14 protein-coding genes are annotated in these 18,086 nt (G+C 33.4%); 8 read left to right on the forward strand and 6 right to left on the reverse strand.

Annotated elements, in window-relative coordinates:
• Positions 1-109 precede the first annotated feature (109 nt).
• The gene (locus B3C18_RS03695) at positions 110-2,515 is read left to right on the forward strand and encodes a TonB-dependent receptor domain-containing protein (RefSeq protein ID WP_291142563.1); all 2,406 of its coding nucleotides are present in this window, start codon (positions 110-112) and stop codon (positions 2,513-2,515) included.
• Positions 2,516-2,615: 100 nt separating this feature from the next.
• On the opposite strand, the gene B3C18_RS03700 is transcribed toward B3C18_RS03695, so the two are convergent.
• The 3 genes from B3C18_RS03700 to B3C18_RS03710 all read right to left on the reverse strand — a co-directional run bounded on the left by B3C18_RS03700 (position 2,616) and on the right by B3C18_RS03710 (position 5,138).
• Positions 2,616-3,287 carry a copper homeostasis protein CutC gene (locus B3C18_RS03700; RefSeq protein ID WP_291142565.1) on the reverse strand — a complete coding sequence of 224 codons (672 nt, stop codon included), beginning with the start codon at positions 3,285-3,287 and terminating at the stop codon, positions 2,616-2,618.
• A 105-nt stretch (positions 3,288-3,392) separates the two neighbouring features.
• A complete protein-coding gene (locus B3C18_RS03705) occupies positions 3,393-3,716 on the reverse strand; it encodes a GIY-YIG nuclease family protein (RefSeq protein WP_291142568.1) in 324 nt (107 codons plus the stop codon).
• Between the two features lie 414 nt (positions 3,717-4,130).
• Positions 4,131-5,138 (reverse strand): 3-oxoacyl-ACP synthase III family protein, encoded by a 1,008-nt coding sequence (locus tag B3C18_RS03710; protein WP_035650216.1) that lies wholly within the window; start codon positions 5,136-5,138, stop codon positions 4,131-4,133.
• A gap of 265 nt (positions 5,139-5,403) precedes the next feature.
• Between B3C18_RS03710 and B3C18_RS03715 the strand changes: the two genes are divergently transcribed.
• Positions 5,404-7,815 (forward strand): alpha/beta hydrolase family protein, encoded by a 2,412-nt coding sequence (locus tag B3C18_RS03715; protein WP_291142575.1) that lies wholly within the window; start codon positions 5,404-5,406, stop codon positions 7,813-7,815.
• 82 nt (positions 7,816-7,897) lie between these two features.
• Here the strand turns inward: B3C18_RS03715 and B3C18_RS03720 are convergent, their stop codons facing one another.
• From B3C18_RS03720 to B3C18_RS03730, 3 genes are all read right to left on the reverse strand, one after another.
• Positions 7,898-8,848, reverse strand: coding sequence for an ABC transporter ATP-binding protein (locus B3C18_RS03720; RefSeq protein ID WP_291142578.1), 951 nt, complete (start codon positions 8,846-8,848; stop codon positions 7,898-7,900).
• 105 nt (positions 8,849-8,953) lie between these two features.
• Positions 8,954-9,649, reverse strand: coding sequence for an OmpA family protein (locus tag B3C18_RS03725; RefSeq protein ID WP_073486574.1), 696 nt, complete (start codon positions 9,647-9,649; stop codon positions 8,954-8,956).
• Between the two features lie 17 nt (positions 9,650-9,666).
• Entirely contained in the window at positions 9,667-10,167 is a 501-nt protein-coding gene (locus B3C18_RS03730; RefSeq protein ID WP_291142582.1) for a lipocalin family protein, read from the reverse strand.
• 203 nt (positions 10,168-10,370) lie between these two features.
• Here B3C18_RS03730 and htpG point away from each other — a divergent pair, with 203 nt between their 5' ends.
• From htpG to B3C18_RS03760, 6 genes are all read left to right on the forward strand, one after another.
• On the forward strand, positions 10,371-12,254 hold the full coding sequence (gene htpG, locus B3C18_RS03735) for a molecular chaperone HtpG (protein WP_291142585.1): 1,884 nt from the start codon (positions 10,371-10,373) through the stop codon (positions 12,252-12,254).
• Positions 12,255-12,498: 244 nt separating this feature from the next.
• On the forward strand, positions 12,499-13,176 hold the full coding sequence (locus tag B3C18_RS03740) for a hypothetical protein (RefSeq protein ID WP_291142587.1): 678 nt from the start codon (positions 12,499-12,501) through the stop codon (positions 13,174-13,176).
• 205 nt (positions 13,177-13,381) lie between these two features.
• The gene (locus tag B3C18_RS03745) at positions 13,382-14,653 is read left to right on the forward strand and encodes a patatin-like phospholipase family protein (protein ID WP_291142590.1); all 1,272 of its coding nucleotides are present in this window, start codon (positions 13,382-13,384) and stop codon (positions 14,651-14,653) included.
• A 125-nt stretch (positions 14,654-14,778) separates the two neighbouring features.
• Positions 14,779-15,597, forward strand: coding sequence for a hypothetical protein (locus B3C18_RS03750; protein ID WP_291142593.1), 819 nt, complete (start codon positions 14,779-14,781; stop codon positions 15,595-15,597).
• Between the two features lie 134 nt (positions 15,598-15,731).
• Entirely contained in the window at positions 15,732-16,466 is a 735-nt protein-coding gene (locus B3C18_RS03755; protein WP_291142596.1) for a DUF4369 domain-containing protein, read from the forward strand.
• A 217-nt stretch (positions 16,467-16,683) separates the two neighbouring features.
• Complete coding sequence (locus B3C18_RS03760) at positions 16,684-17,940, forward strand: hydroxymethylglutaryl-CoA reductase (protein WP_291142598.1); 1,257 nt, start codon at positions 16,684-16,686, stop codon at positions 17,938-17,940.
• Positions 17,941-18,086: the final 146 nt, after the last annotated feature.

Here is an 18,086-nt window from a genome sequence, read left to right on the forward strand (position 1 = left end):
AAAATAGTCTTAATAGAGACTTTAAATTTTATTTGAAGTAAAAAAAATCAAAACAAAAACAAAAAAACAACCTCATCATCAATCAAATCAAAACAATCATTATCTCATTATGAAATTAAAATTCTTTCTGCTTGCATTACTGGGGGTAATTGCAACAGCACAAGCCCAGAATACCGGAACGGTCACGGGGAAAATTACCGAAAAATCAAACAATGCACCTATTTCTTACGCAACAGTTTCTCTTAAAGAAAACGGAAAAGTAGTATCAGGCGTTAATACAGATGACAACGGAGATTTTACTTTTAAAAACGTAGCCCTAAAAAGTTATACTATCGAAATTCAATACATTGGATTTAGAAAATATATTGGTTCTGTAATTTTAGCCGACAATAAAAAATCTGCAACTGTAAATGTTTCTCTTGAAGAAGAAGCAACACAGCTTAAAGGTGTTAATATTGTTGCTGAACGTTCGACAATGGAACAAAAAATTGACCGAAAAGTTATTACTGTAGGGAAAGATTTGACTACTGCCGGAGCTTCTGCATCAGATATTATGAGTAATATTCCATCTGTAAATGTGGATCAGGACGGAAAACTTTCGCTTCGTGGAAATGACAATGTTCGTGTATTAATCGACGGAAGACCTTCTAACATTGATCCTGCTCAGTTATTGAAACAAATTCCTTCAACTTCGATCAAAAAAATTGAGTTGATTACAAATCCTAGTGCAAAATACAATCCGGAAGGAATGTCTGGGATTATCAATATTATTTTACACAAAAATGCTAATACTGGTTTTAACGGAAGTTACAGCGGTGGTATTACTTTTGGTGAAACAGCAAAATACAACCAGTCTTTAGATTTAAACTATAAAACCGGAAAAGTAAATTTCTTTGGAAATGCCGGTAATAATTTTGGAACTTATTTTAACGATGGTCACATTCAAAGATTAGATCAGGATATGGTTCAAAAATTAGATATTTCTAATGACAATGATAACTATTTGTATAAAGTTGGAATGGATTTTTTAATCAATGACCACAATACTTTATCATTTTACACCAATCAAAATAAATCAAAAGGAACTGGATTAGTAAATACTGATATTGATTACAATAACGGAGATCCGGATATTAAAAATATCTACCAAAAATCGAGATACGAAGGTCCAAACGAAACCGGAACTTATAATTTAGCGTACAAACATATCTTTAAAAAAGAAGGTCATACTTTAGATTTTGAAGGAAACTTTAGTAATACCAGAGAAACTCAAGATGCAAGTTTTGATACTAAAACAACAAAGCCGGATAATACCGCTACCTCTCTTTTATATAACGATTATATTAATGACAAAAGAAAATTAGGAACAGTAAACGTTGATTACGTGAACCCGTTAAATGATAAAACTACTCTTGAAGCAGGTGCAGAAGCGAGAATAACAAGAACTGACAATATTTACAACACAACCAATGCTGCATTTAGTAATTCTTTTTATACTTATGATACAGATATTTATTCTGCATATGTAACTTTTGGTCAGAAATACAAAAAATTCAGTTATCAGTTAGGAGCTCGTTTTGAGAGTTATAAAGTTGCTGCTAATTTAAATCATGGTGAGACAAAATTTGATGATGACTATATTACATTATATCCATCAGCTTATTTAACTTATAACTTAAATGAGAAAAACGTGTTGCAATTAAGCTACAGCCGTCGTGTTGACCGCCCAAGTTTAGAGCAGACAAAACCTATTCGTGAGTTTTCTACTCCATTAGTAACTTCATACGGAAATCAAGAATTAAGACCTCAGTTTACAAATTCTGTTGAAGTAAATTATACTAAAACTCTTGAAAAAGGAAGCATTACAGCTGGAGTATTTGTAAGAGCTATTAACGATCAAATAAGCAGAACTTTAAGTCCTGACCCTAACGATGCTTCTGGTTACAAACAAATTTTAGGTTTTGCTAATTTCGATCACAACAGTGCTTATGGTTTTGACATTTCTGCCAACTATAAAATTACTAAATGGTGGGATATTCAGCCATCTGTTGATTTTTCTAGTATAAACCAGCAAGGTGTTGTCTTCCAGTATGATCCTGCAACAAAATTAAGTTCACCTTTAGAACGCAGTGTAACAACTTCAGCATTCAATGCTCGTATGAACTCAAACTTTAAACCTACAAAACGTTTAAGCTTTTTATTATTCGGTTTTTACAGAGGCGGAGTTGAAGAAATTCAACAGCATAGAAATGAAATGTACAAAATGGATATTGGTTCACGTTATACATTGTTAGACAACAAGATGAATATCAGCGTACGTTTTAATGACGTTTTCAATACAATGAAATATTCATTTGACGGTGTTTATCCTTATCCTCAAAATGGTCAGTTTACTTGGGAAAGCCAAACGGTTTATTTAGGTTTAACGTACAACTTTGGTGGAGCAAAAATTAAAAAATTAGAGCGTAAACAAAGAGAAGAAAACACTAATCAAGGCGGTGGCGGAATGTTCTAATCACTGCTTTTATTAGAATCAATTTTAATATTTTTAAATAATTTTCTTGTAGAAAAAAGCCTGAAGTTTGCCAGCTTCAGGCTTTTTTATTTTTTTAATGTTATAGAAAATTTCTTAACTCTTTTATTTCTTCGGGATTTGCAGTTTCTGAATTGTTTGTAATTGCAGATGAATGATAAAAAGTCAAATCTAATCGTTCTTGTAATAATTTAATATTTGAAGATCGTAAACCGCCGCCCGGCATTATTTCGATTCTGTTTTTAGCAAGATCCTGTATTCGTTCTAAAGCCAAAATTCCTTCCTCTACATTTATCGCTTGTCCCGAAGTTAAAATCGTTTTAAAACCACAATCAATAATATCTTCAAGAGATTTTTCTACATCTTTGACCACATCAAAAGCACGATGAAAAGTACAAGGAAGCGGATGTGCCAAATGCACTAATTCCCTATTCTGTCTTTTATTAATATTACCGCTGTCTTTTAAAATTCCAAAAACAAAACCATCAACGCCCAATTTTTTATACTGTTTAATATCTTGTTTCATTTCTACAAGTTCTTCATCAGAATAAACAAAATCACCGCCGCGAGGTCTAATGATAACATGCATTTTAATATTTAAGCTTTCGCGGACTTTTACGACTAAGATTGAATTTGGAGTTGTTCCGCCAAGTTTCATATTTTCGCATAACTCAATTCGATCTGCACCATTTTCCTGAGCTATTATGGCCGATTCGTAATTAAAGCATGCTATTTCTAATTGATTTTTTTTCATTGTAATTATAATTAAAGGGGCTTCGACTTCGCTCAGCCTGACAAACGTTTTTCAGAAATCTCAACACAAGTGTCATCCTGAGCGAAGTCGAAGGCTAATTTACTACTAAACCTCCTTTTTATAAAAATTTTTATGACTTGTTTTATTTAAACATTCTGATAACTTTTTTAAATCTTCCCACTTATCATTTATTATCGCTTCTTTCTTTTTTCTACTCCAGCCTTTTACCTGCTTTTCAAAAGCAATAGCCTGTATCACATCATTAAATTCAGTACAAAAAACTAATTGTAAAGGCCTTTTATTAAACGTATAACATTCTTTGTTTACCCCAAACATATGTTCATTTAATCTTCTTTCAATATTATTTGTAAATCCCGTATAATAACTATTATCAGAACATTTTAGTATATAGACGTAATATTGTTTCATTTTATTTAAAAGTTTTATTTCTAAATAAAAGTAAGAAAAATATTTCTTTTATATATTTTATTAAGCCCCAATTGTCAGGCTGAGCGAAGTCGAAGCCCCGCTCCTATTAGCACGCCCTTTTCTTAGCGCATCTAACAAAGTTTATTTAGTGTAAAATTGATAGTTTGCCAATTGGGACGTGGGCTTCGACTTCGCTCAGCCTGACAAATCGTTGAGAACAAAAGAACACTATCTTAAATCAATAACCCGGATGTCATCCTGAGCGAAGTCGAAGGCTCGTTAAAAAGGCTTGCCAATAGGAACTGGGCTTCGACTTCGCTCAGCCTGACAGATCGTTACTCATCTAAATAAAGGGTATAAAAAAACCTGCTCCAAAACGAAGCAGGTTTTAAATATAATGTAAGATGAATTAATTTACCATTTGATGATTGCACTTGCCCAAGTGAATCCACTACCAAAAGCGGCTAGAACAACAGTATCGCCAGATTTGATTTTACCTTGTTCCCAAGCTTCTGTCAAAGCGATTGGAATAGATGCTGCGGTTGTGTTTCCGTATTTCTGGATATTATTATGAACCTGATCATCACTTAATTTGAATTTGTTCTGAATGAACTGAGAAATTCTCAAGTTAGCCTGATGCGGAATCAACATATCGATATCTGAAACCTGAAGTCCATTTGCTTCTAAACCTTCATTAATAACTTCGGCAAAACGAACCACTGCATTTTTAAATACAAACTGACCGTTCATGTAAGGATAATAACTTTCGTCATTAGGATCATTATCTGCTAAAATATCAGTTACCCAGCGCGCTCCCATTCCCGGTGCCTGCAAAGCCAATTCTTCAGCATGCTGTCCTTCTGAATGTAAATGCGTAGATAAAATTCCTTTTGTCAAATCTTCTTCACGGCTTAAAACTGCCGCTCCTGCTCCATCCCCAAAAATAACCGAAACCCCGCGTCCGCGAGTGGTCATATCTAATCCCGTTGAATGAACCTCAGAACCAATAACCAAAATATTTTTATACATTCCGGTTTTAATATATTGATCAGCAACAGAAATTGCGTAAACAAAACCAGAACATTGGTTTCTAACATCTAAAGCACCAACAGTTCTTAATCCTAAATCACGCTGTACTAAAACTCCAGGTCCTGGAAAATAGTAATCCGGGCTTAATGTAGCAAAAACTACAAAATCAATATCTTCTTTGGCAACGCCAGAACGTTCTATAGCAATTTTAGCAGCTTTTACACCCATTGAAGTCGTAGTATCTTCTCCACGAATGATATGCCTTCTCTCCTGAATCCCTGTTCGTTCCTGAATCCATTCGTCATTGGTATCCATTATCTTAGACAAATCATCGTTTGTCACAACATTTGAAGGAACATAATATCCTAAGCCTGCTATTTTTGAATGATACATATAATATTGTTATTTGTTAAAAATTTAGAATGCAAATTTACGTATACTTTAAAACATAAGAGTACAAAATACTATTTTTTTCGGTATTAGCAATTTAATATACTTTAATTATCAGACTGTTTAAAAACAATTACTTTTTGAAAAACCAGTTTATTGAGGAATTCATTGAAAAGAATGAAAAATAAGATTTAAAATGTAACAAGACTAAAGTATCTTAGACAAACATTTTGAATACCATTTTTTTTAAACCCAAAAAATTCAACTCATGAAATTAAAGGTTACGTTGTTCCTATTTTTAAATATCGGTTTTTTCTCTTTTGCTCAGGAGAATTTAACTTACCAAAAACCTTCTAAATCTATTTTAGATTTGGCCGATTACCAAAGGGCTCCAACCGTTTCAATGGATACAAAAAAAGAAAATATGCTTTTATTGTACCGAAACACATACAAAACGCTCGACGATTTAAATCAGGACGAAATTCGTTTAGCCGGTATACGAATTAATCCGGTTACCAATATATCAAGTACTGTAACGTATGTTACCAATTTGAAACTTAGAAAAATAAACGGTAAAGAAGAAATTCAGGTTTCTGGTTTGCCGCAAAATCCAAAAATTGCCAATATTCTTTGGTCGCCAAACGATAAAAAAATCCTGTTTTCTCACACTACAACTACTGGTGTTGAGCTTTGGGTTTTAGATGTTGCATCGGCGCAAGCCACAAAACTTACGGAAGCGACTGTAAATGCCAATCTTGGAAATCCGTTTAACTGGTTTTTAGACAACGAAACGATTTTGGTGAAAATGCTTCCAAAAAATAGACAGCCGCTTTTAGATTCTAAAAAAGATTTACCAACCGGGCCTATTATTTCTAATACATCTGGAGAAAAATCTCAAAACAGAACTTATCCTGATATGTTGAAAAACAAAAATGACGAAGCTAATTTTGAAACTAGTGTTACGTCTGAATTATATAAGGTCAAATTAGATGGTGATGCTGTTTTATTTAAAGAAGCAGCCATGTTTGCCGGCGAGAAAATTTCGCCAGACGGCAATTATATTATGCTGACTACCATTCAAAAACCATTTTCGTATGTGGTGCCTTTAAACAGATTTCCTTCTAAAACAATTGTTTATGACATTAGAGGAAAAGAAATTAAAACAGTTAACGAAGTCCCATTAAATGAAATTATGCCAAAAGGTTTTATGGCTGTTCGAAAAGGAAAAAGAGAAATGACCTGGAGAAATGATAAACCGGCAACATTATCATACGTAACGGCTTTAGACGAAGGAGATCCTGCAAACAAAGTAGATTTTAGAGACGAAGTTTTTCTTTGGGATGCCCCTTTTGATAAAGAAGCTGCATCATTAGTAAAAACACCTCAGCGTTTTAATACTATTACTTGGGGAAATGAAAATGTTGCCGTAGTTTCTGATGAATGGTACGATACCCGAAATGAGAAAACGTATTTGATAAATCCTTCAGATGCAAATCAACAGCCAAAACTAATAACCGACAGAAATTCGCAAGATGTTTATTCTGATCCCGGCGTTTTTGAAACTAGAAAGAATGAATACAACAAATATGTTTTAGCTCTTGAAAAAGATAATTTATACCGAATTGGAGACGGTTATACAAAAAATGGCCAGTTTCCTTTTATTGATGAATTTAATTTTAAAACATTAAAATCAAAACGTGTTTATACTTCACCTTACAAGGATAAAAAAGAGGAAATTTTAGAAATTGAAGATTTTAAATCCGGTAAAGTTCTGGTTCAGATTCAATCAAAAACAGAATATCCAAATTACTTTTTCAGAAACATTAAAAAACCAAATAGTCTAACTCCGATAACAGATTTTAAAAACCCGTTTGAAAGCATTAAAAATGTCAGCAAAGAGGTAATTAAATACAAACGTAAAGATGGACTGGAACTTTCGGGAACTTTATACCTTCCTGCAGGTTATGATAAAGCTAAAAAGGAAAAACTGCCTTTATTAATCTGGGCTTATCCGGCAGAATACAAAGACAGAAACAGCGCTGGCCAGTCCACTCAAAATTCAAATGAATTTACGTTTCCTTATTACGGATCGTTTGTGTATTGGGTAACAAAAGGATATGTTGTTTTAGATGATGCCGCTTTCCCAATTATTGGTGAAGGAACTACAGAACCAAACGACAATTTTATTTCTCAATTAGTAGACAATGCCGAAGCTGCTATTAATGCAGTTGATGCTCTGGGATATATTAACCGTAAAAAAGCAGCCATTGGCGGGCATTCATACGGTGCGTTTATGACTGCAAATTTATTGACACATTCTAATCTTTTTGCCTGCGGAATTGCGCGAAGCGGTGCTTACAACAGAACTTTGACGCCTTTCGGATTTCAGTCGGAACAGCGTAATTACTGGGAAGCTCCAGAAGTTTACAATGCTATGTCGCCATTTATGAATGCCGAAAAAATGAAAACTCCAATTTTATTGGTTCATGGCGAAGCCGATAACAATCCGGGAACTTTTACTTTGCAGACAGAACGTTATTTTCAGGCTTTAAAAGGTTTAGGTGCGCCTGCAAGAATGGTAATTTTACCGAAAGAAGCACATGGTTATGTAGCTAAAGAAAATATCCTGCACTTACTTTGGGAACAAGATCAGTTTTTAGAAAAGTATTTGAAAAACTAATTTATTTTTAACGTCTATATAAAGTAAACCCGACAGGTTTTAAAAACCTGTCGGGTTTGTCTTTTGTAATAAATATTTTTTCTTATAGATAATTCAGTCCAAGAAATATTTCCTGTTCAAGTGGAAGATCAATTTCACTTTCAAAAAATATTAACTGCCTTTTATGAACAGTTTCTATTAAATAATGACCTCCTCTAAAATAAGTTCTTCTAATTTTTACCGGAAGCTTAGATTCTGAAACCATTTTAAACTGATGCGGATAAACCAGCGTTTTATGCGTTTCATCTTCATATGGAAGCAATAAATGTGTCGCAACCTCATTTACTTCTCCAAATAACGAAGCCACATATTTAGTCTGCGGATCTTCATATATTTTTGACGGATCGCCTTTTATGATAACTTCGCCATGTCGCATTACAATTGCTTCATCTGCAAAAGACAAAGCATCTGTACTGTCATGTGTCGCAATAATACAGGTAATTCCTTTTTGTTTTAAGTATTTAAATAAGTTTCGGCGTAAAGCATTTTTACGAAAAGTATCAATCTGGCTGAAAGGTTCGTCAAGCAAAATTACTTCTGGTTCTAAAGCCAAAACTCTTACCAACGCAACTCTCTGCTGTTGCCCGCCGCTCAAAAATTTAGCTTTAACATTAGAAAATTGTTCCATTTCTACCATCTCCAACAATTCCTGAACACGAAGTTTTTTCATGTTTGCAAAACCATTCGAAAGAAACTTCCCAACATTCTCTGCCACGGTTTCATAAGGAGACAAATCGAAATCCTGCGCCAGATATTTCATATACGGCATTCCGGGAATCAAATTGTATTTTGGCCCCAGAATAGGTTTTTCGTTATAAAATATTTTGCCTTCGTCTAAATCGAACAAACCGTACATAAGCTTTAACAGCGTACTTTTTCCACAACCACTTTCACCAATAATAGCAATATTTTCGCCTTTATTGATCGTAAAAGAAACATTATTTATAACTGGTTTATCAGTATACGAAAAAGATATATTTTGAATATCAAGCATGTGTTGTATTTAGAGAGGTCAAATTTACGATGTTTAATTTCTAAAGTCAAAAAAAAGCTGCTTCAATTATGAAACAGCTTTTTTTATATTTTATTTTATCTGAAATTACTTTCCAGCTTCAGTTTTTGCATCGTTAACCATTTTGTCATTTGCTGTAATAGAAAATTCAACACGACGGTTTTGAGCTCTTCCTTCCGGAGTATCATTCGTTGCAATAGGATCAACAATACCTAAACCTGAAGTTTTAAAGCGGCTTGATTTTAATCCTTTAGAAACTAAATAAGACTGTACAGAAGCTGCTCTTTGTCCTGAAAGTGTCAAATTATATTCTGGTTTACCTGTATTATCAGTATAACCAAAGATTTGAATATCAGTATCTCCGTACTCATTAAAAACAGGAACTAATTTATCTAAGTTTGCTTTTGCCTGAGGAGTTAAAGTTGATTTGTTTGTATCAAAACGAACAGCGTTCTCATTTAAAGTTAAGTGAATTCCTTCACCTACTCTTTCTACAGATGCACCTGGTAAAGCCTGATCAATTTCACGGGCTTGTTTATCCATTTTGTTACCAATTAAGGCTCCGGTTCCACCACCTACAGCAGCTCCAATTGCAGCTCCTAAAGCAGCGTTTCCACCTTTTCCTAAATTATTTCCTAAAATACCTCCAATAATACCACCGGCAACTACACCGATTCCGGCACCTTTTTGAGTATTATTTGCGTTTTTAACTGAATCGCAGCTTGTAAATAAACTAACTAATACAAGTAAACTACTTAAACCTAAAACTGTTATCTTTTTCATCTTTATACTTTTTAATATTAATTAGCTCTTTGAAATTGGTAAGTAACATCTTTAACTTGTCCACCAACATTAATATTGTCTATTAACTGAAAAGAGTTATCTGTTAAACCTGCAACTTTTAGTAAATACCCTGATTTTACATTTTTAGATTTTAATCCCGGATCTACAATTTTAAGAACAAAAAGTCCTTGGTTGTTAATACTCCAAACGATTGGAGAAGTAAAAGCTGTACAATTTGGAGAATTTAGATTCATGGTACCTTTGTTATTATTTGAAATAAAATTCCAGGTACTGCCAATAAAGCATTTAGAATCTGCAAGATCAAATGAGGTTACTTTGATATAATCAGAACCTGCATAAGATACATTAGTAAGAACCCAGTTCCCTTTAATAGCGACTTGAGTAGGTCTGTCAAGTTTAGTCGAAAGCGTAGTTGCTTCTGTTGAAGCTGTAGACGAAGATGATTTACACGCGAATAACATCGTGGCAATCATGCAAATGAAAATTATTTTCTTCATTTTGTACATTTATTTAAGTTAATACTTACACGTTTAACAATTATTATACCACAAATATACAATTCATTGCGTGAATTTCTTTTTTAAAATCTAATTATTTTCTTTCAAAATTAACATTTACGCCAATTTGTCACTTAAAAAAAATTGGTATTTTATTTGACTAAATGAAAATCATCAAGTTAAATCAAAAAATCAAAAAAAATATGACAACAGGTAAAATTAATGTTTCAGTAGAAAACATCTTTCCCTTAATCAAAAAGTTCTTATACAGCGATCACGAAATCTTTTTACGTGAGCTGGTTTCAAACGGAACTGATGCTACCTTAAAGTTAAAACATTTAATAAGCATTGGCGAAGCAAAAGTAGAATATGGAAATCCGGTTATCGAAATTAAAGTAGATAAAGAAGGTAAAAAAATCCATATTATCGACCAAGGTTTAGGTATGACAGCTGATGAAGTTGAAAAATACATCAATCAGGTTGCTTTTTCCGGAGCTGAAGAATTTTTAGATAAATACAAAGATTCTGCAAAAGATTCTGGAATTATTGGTCACTTTGGTCTTGGTTTCTATTCTGCATTTATGGTTGCAGAAAAAGTAGAAATCATTACAAAATCATACAAAGATGAACCTGCTGCACACTGGACTTGTGACGGAAGCCCTGAATTTACTTTAGAGCCAGCTGACAAAACTTCACGTGGTACAGAAATCATTCTGCACATTGCCGAAGATTCTTTAGAATTTTTAGAAGATTCTAAAATCAGCGGTTTATTGAATAAGTATAACAAGTTTATGCCTATTCCAATTAAATTTGGAACAAGAACAGAAACGCTTCCAAAACCAGAAGATGCTCCGGAAGATTACGTTAATGAAACTATCGAACTTGATAATATCATTAACAATCCAAATCCGGCTTGGACAAAACAGCCTTCTGAATTATCTGATGAAGATTATAAAAACTTCTACAGAGAATTGTATCCAATGCAGTTTGAAGATCCTTTGTTCAACATTCACTTAAACGTAGATTATCCGTTTAACTTAACTGGTATTTTGTATTTCCCTAAGTTAGGTTCAGATATGCAAATCCAAAAAGATAAAATTCAATTGTACCAAAACCAGGTTTACGTTACAGATAACGTAGAAGGAATTGTACCTGAATTTTTGACGATGTTAAAAGGAGTTATCGATTCACCGGATATTCCGTTAAACGTTTCTCGTTCTGGTTTACAGGCAGATGGAGCGGTTAAGAAAATTTCAAACTACATTACTCGTAAAGTAGCAGATAAATTAAAAGCTTTATTTAACGAAAACCGTGCTGATTTTGAAGCAAAATGGAACGACATTAAAATCGTTTTAGAGTACGGAATGCTTTCTGAAGATAAATTCTACGAAAAAGCTGGTGCGTTTGTTTTATACCCAACGGTAGACGATACTTATTTTACTTTAGAGGAATTAAAAGAAAAACTAAAAGAAAACCAAACTGATAAAGATGGTAAATTAGTTATTCTTTATGCTGGTAACAAAGATGCACAGCACTCTTATATTGAAGCAGCAAAAGAAAAAGGATACGAAGTATTGCTTTTAGATTCTCCAATTATCTCGCATTTAATTCAAAAAATTGAAGGTGATAACAGCGAATTGACTTTCGTTCGTGTAGATTCTGACCATGTTGATAATTTAATCAAAAAAGACGAAAACACGATTTCTAAATTATCTGATGAAGAAAAAGCAACATTAAAAACTTCATTAGAAGCTTATATTCCTAAAGCATACAGTGTTCAGCTGGAAGCTATGGACAGTCAGGCAGCTCCATTCATTATTACGCAGCCAGAATTTATGCGCAGAATGAAAGAAATGAGCCAAACAGGCGGCGGCGGAATGTTCGGAATGGGAAATATGCCGGAAATGTACAATCTGGTTGTAAACACCAATTCTGATTTAGCTTCAAGTATTTTAAATACGGAAGATAAAACACATCAGGAACATTTGGTAAAACAAGCTTTAGATTTAGCAAAGTTATCTCAAAACCTTTTAAAAGGTGAAGCGTTGACTGCTTTTGTAAAAAGAAGCTTTGAAATGATCAAATAAGAGTAGCATAAAATAATTTATTCCAAATAGCCCGCAGGTAAAACTTGCGGGCTATTTTATTTTTATAAAAAAACAAAATCATAAAAATTTAAAAAATAGACTGCTTTACATGTAGCGATTTAAGAAAAATCATATATTTTTAACTCCGTTTTGTTTAAATTCTTTTTCTATTCTAAGTAATAGAAACTTATAACCGGAGCGAGCCAAAAATCCTAAACAGAGTAGGCAAATAAATTCTAAGATTATGTTTTATGTAAGACTAAACAAATTAAGAATCATCAAAAATGGTGATATAATAGGAAAAGGTGAAATCCAATTCATGAGTTTTATAAACCAATCCAATGATAGTTTGCCCAATCTAAACGAATTTTTCGAAACCAATGATGAAGATCGAAAAAAAGAAATCATTAAAGATTCTGTATCAAGAGTTATCCAATCCCGAATTTTAATGACGATCGACAAAGTAAAAGATAAAAGTATTATCACTTTTGGAGACACCGGATATATTGTTTACAAAGATGAAAAAATCCCAAAAGATTTTAGCTGGCAGATCGTTGCTGTCGAATTAGATAAAAAAACCCGAGATAATGCCGCATTAATTAAATCGGTCTTGACAGATTCTAATGTTGACACGATTACAAAAGGAATACAGGCACTCGCAAAAGCAAGTAATCCCGTTAGCGGAGCTGTTGTCGAACTTTCTAAATTAGTTGTTGGCGTAATTTTAGACATCGCAAAAAACAAGAAAGACGATCAAATTGGTTATTACCTAACTTCTTTCATTGAAAAATTAGATTATCCAAACGGGATTAGAGACCGACAAGACATTCCTGATTTAACAGGCAATATGTTTGTAGATTATTCCATTTTTGGATATCAGGATTACGCAGTTGAAGCTGTTGAAAATTTAAAACCATTGTAAACATTTCCTCAAGATATATTAAAATCCTGCAGATTAATTTCTGCGGGATTTTTTTTGCCCTATACTCATTTCAACTATTTAAAAAAAGGGTAATTCTCCCCTTTTATGCCAGTAATCGAGTTCGTATTTTTACATGCCTGAAAATCAAATATTTAAACAAAATTAATTTGTAAAAAACAAACCAAAAACTTAAATACTGGAAATCATGGAGAAAACGAAATTTACAGAAAACGGTGAAGTCTTATCAATTATAAAAGATTTAAAGGAACAAATTAAAGAGAAGAAAAAGAAATTCTCTGATATTGTAGATGCAAACGGTAACGAATATGTAGATTTAGTTCAGGAAGGCGGCGGCGTTCTTGGTGTTGCATTGGTTGGATATGTCTATGTTTTAGAACAAGTCGGAATTCGGTTTTTGAGTTTAGCCGGAACATCGGCCGGAAGTATTAATACCATGCTGATGGCGGCTGCCGGACCAATTGATATTACAAAGTCCGAATGGATTTTAGAATGTTTATGCAATAAAAATTTATATGATTTTGTCGACGGAGATCATGATGCGCGCGAATTTATTGATGCATTACTGAGCGATGCCGGGAATCTTAAATTAGTTATGAAAGGCTGTCAGGTTGTAGATAATTTTAAAGATGATTTAGGATTAAATCCCGGCACTAATTTTCATCAATGGATGACAAATTTGCTTTCGCAGAAAGGAATTAAAAACTATGGCGATTTAAAAGCGCTGCGCGAAAAAGGCGTTTCAAACGACAATAAATTATTCCGAATTAACAAAGTAAAACTTGGCGATAAAGAAGATTATACCAGACAAGATCATTGGAGCGAAATAGCTATAATAACTGCTGACATAACTACAGAAAGCAAAATTATTTTCCCTAAAATGATTGACTTGTTTTACTCTAATCCGGATGTTCAAAATCCAGCTGATTTTGTGAGAGCTTCCATGTCGATTCCGCTTTTCTTTACTCCTTTTAGAATTAAAAATATTCCCGGCGGTATTGAAGCATGGAACAAATGGAACGAAGCAACCTGTTTGCGCGCTTCGGTTCCGTCAGAAGTTATGTTTATGGATGGCGGGATAATTTCAAACTTTCCTATTGACATTTTTCATGAAAATATGAATGTTCCGGCGTCGCCTACTTTTGGCATAAAACTCGGATATGACAAAAATGAAATCAATACAAACGAAAAAATAACCAATGTAATAAGCTCTATGTTTGACACGGCGAGATTTGGTTATGATTCAGAATTTTTAAGAAAAAATCCCGATTTTAAAAACCTCATCGGATATATTGATACCGGAAACCACAACTGGCTGAATTTCAATCTTACTGATGATGCAAAAATTGATTTGTTCATTCGCGGAGCGCAAAAAGCCGCAGAGTTCTTAAACAAATTTGATTGGGAAGAATATAAAAAAATCAGAAAAGCCAAAAGCGAATATTACAAAACCGTTTAAAAACAATTGATTTACAAACAATTAAAAACCAAAATCCTGAAAGTAGAATTTTCAGGATTTTTTTTGTGAATTATTTTTTTTATTACATTTGAATGCCTTTAATCTAATCTTAAACAAAAACCAATATGAAAAAAACGGCTATTTTACTTTCTGTAATGTTTGCTTCGGCATTTATTTATGTTTCATGTTCCAGCGATGAAGTTGTCAATCAGGCAGACACAACGGCTGTCAGCGCATCTGTCGTAATTGACGCTATAAATGAAATGGATGTTAAAACAGGATTGACTGTATCAAATACAAATCCCGCTGCAAAACCATCAGAAACTTCTCCGGGAACTTGCTACAATGTTGCGGTTACAACTCCAAACGGAACTCCTTATCCAAAAGTCTTTACTGTTGATTATGGAACAGGCTGCACGGTAAATCAAATTACAAGAAAAGGAAAACTAAAAATTACACTTTCTGGTCCGGTAATTACAACCGGAAGTAAAATGACGGTAGAAAGAATCGATTATTCTATAAACGGTTTCAAACTGGAAGGAACTATAGAATATACTAATACCACTACTGTTGCAACTGTACCGCAGTGGAGCAGAAAAGTAACAAACGGGAAATTTACAGATTTACTTGGAAGAGTTTTCACCAATTCAGGCATACACACCATAAAACAAACTGCTGGTGTTGATACTCCGTACGTATTAGAAGATAATATTTATGAAATGCCAGAGGGAACTCATACTGTTACTACAGAAAAAGGAGGAGCTTTGACTTTAACTGTACAGGAAACCTTAATTAAAAAATATTCTTGCGAGTATATATCTAAAGGAAAATTAAAAATTCAGGGCGGATATTTAAACGGTGTTATTGATTATGGAAATAATGACTGCGACGCTAAATATACGTATACGCATGAAGATGGAGCGACTTACACTTTAGCAATGTAACCAATTCATTTTTAAAAAAATATAGAGATCCCAATTTAGAAATAGATTGGGATTTTTATTTTTTAGAAAAATTAACGGTGACTTATTTACATTCAAACTATTTTCTTTATTTTGCACCAAAATCCAATAAACTAATGAAAAAATCAATTATTGCCTTTGTTACTCTTGCACTGCTTGCATCATGTAGCAAAAAAGAATCTGCTCCAGATAATTTACACCTTACAGGAAATATTAAAGGGTTAAAAACCGGAACTTTATATATTCAAAGAATCGTTGATACATCGCTTGTTGCTATCGACAGTGTCAAAATTGACGGAAATGCTGCTTTTGAAAGAGATATTAAATTAGAATCTCCAGAAATGCTTTATCTGTTTTTAGATCGCGGTGTAACGAATTCTTTAGACAATAATATTTTATTCTTTGCTGAACCGGGAAACATCAATATTGACACTAATTTAGATAATTTCATTTCGAGCGCAAAAATTACCGGATCTAAAAATCAGGAATTATTTGAAGAATACAAAAAAGTAAATTCTCGTTTTATCGATGAGAACTTAACAATGGTTGAAGCGAGATTTAAAGCGATCAAAAGACAAGATCAAAAAGCGATTGACAGCATTGATGCAAAACAACAGTCAAATATCAAAAGAAAATATTTGTATGCTACCAACTTCGCTATTAACAATAAAGATCACGAAGTATCGCCTTATATTGCTTTAGCAGAGATTTATGACATTAACATCAAATTTCTTGATACGATTCAAAAATCAATGACTCCAAAAGTAGCACAGTCCCTTTACGGAAAAAAGCTTACTAAATATGTAGCCGAAATTAAAAAAGAAGAACAAAAAACAAACGTAAGTGAATAATAAACAATAACTTACATTTAAAACATACTCGATTTAGGTTAAAGTTTAATCCTGTTTTATTTAATAGAACAGGATTTTTTTGTGCTTTTTTTTAAGCTTCAATCAAAATCAACATAAATATCTGACAATTAAATAATTATGAATTTAAAAGTCAGAATTTACATCGCTAATTAACTGATTTGTAATATCTTAGCTGCAATCTTAAAAAAATAAACTTATGAAAAACTTAACCAGTAACATCAGTCGTCCAAAATATGATTATATAGATTCTTCTGTTTTAGATAAATTGGAATCTTACAATCATCAACTTTCAAAAGCAGAAAAAATACCTGATCAAGATCCATATTCCATAAATGGTCAGAAACTACGTTTGAATTTCATTCGGAGCACACTTAATTTAGACATGGACTTTATTTCAGGTCAAAAAGTATTTAATAATAACGAAAGTCTAAAAGGCAATATTGAAAATTATATTGGAATGAGCCAGATTCCTACCGGAATTGTTGGTCCATTGGTACTTAACGGAAGTGCAGCCCAGGGAGCTTTTTACATCCCCCTTGCCACTACCGAAGGTGCACTTCTTGCTTCTTATAATAGAGGTGCAAAAGCATGTAGGGAATGCGGACCAATAACCGTTATTACGCTTCAGGAAGGTGTACAAAGAACACCTACTTTTAAATTTAAAAATTTAATTGATGCAGGAAAGTTTTCAACATGGGTTATGGACCACACCGAAACATTTTCGGTCTTAACCAGAGAAAGCAGTAATTACGCCATTTTAAACGATGTAAATGTAAATATAGAAGGTAATATTTTAATTTTAAAATTAGAATATACTTCTGGCGATGCATCAGGCCAAAATATGGTTACAATCTGTTCTGACAAGATATGCCAGTTTATACTCGAAAACTGCCCAATAAAACCGGTATTCTGGACTATTGAAGGTAATTTTTCGGGAGATAAAAAAATAAGCCCTTTAAACACAAGAGTTCGCGGAAAGAAAGTTACTGCTGAAATCGTATTAAAAGAAGAGATCATTAGATCGGTTTTAAAAACCACTCCAGCCTTATTATATGAACAATGGAAAATATGTGTTTCGGGCGCAAAAAAAGCCGGCGTAGTAGGGAGCGGCATGCATCCTTCAAACGGACTTGCGGCTTTGTTTATTGCGTGTGGACAGGATGTTGCCTGTACAGGCGAAGCTTCTGTTGCAGTTACAAGAATGGAAATAATCGAAAACAACGACATTTACTTCGCCATCACCATGTCTAATATGATTGTTGGCACAGTTGGCGGCGGCACTTCATTTCCCACCCAAAAAGAATGTCTTGAACTATTAGGCTGCTATGGCGCAGGAAAAAGCGGTAAACTTGCCGAAATTGCAATTGCTTTATGTTTAACAGGCGAACTTTCAATTTTCGCAGCAATGTCATCAGGGCAATTTACAGCTGCTCATCAAAAACTAGGCAGATAAATTAATTAAATTCTAACAATTTAAATTCCAAAAATGAAATCCCAAATTCCAAGTTTCCCATTGGAATTTGGAATTTCATTTTTAAACAAAAAAAAAACCATCACTAAAAAGCGATGGTTTTACGTTGAGCCGGCGGAGGGACTCGA

The sequence above is a fragment of the Flavobacterium sp. UBA7680 genome, from assembly GCF_002482975.1.
Taxonomy (GTDB): Bacteria; Bacteroidota; Bacteroidia; order Flavobacteriales; family Flavobacteriaceae; genus Flavobacterium.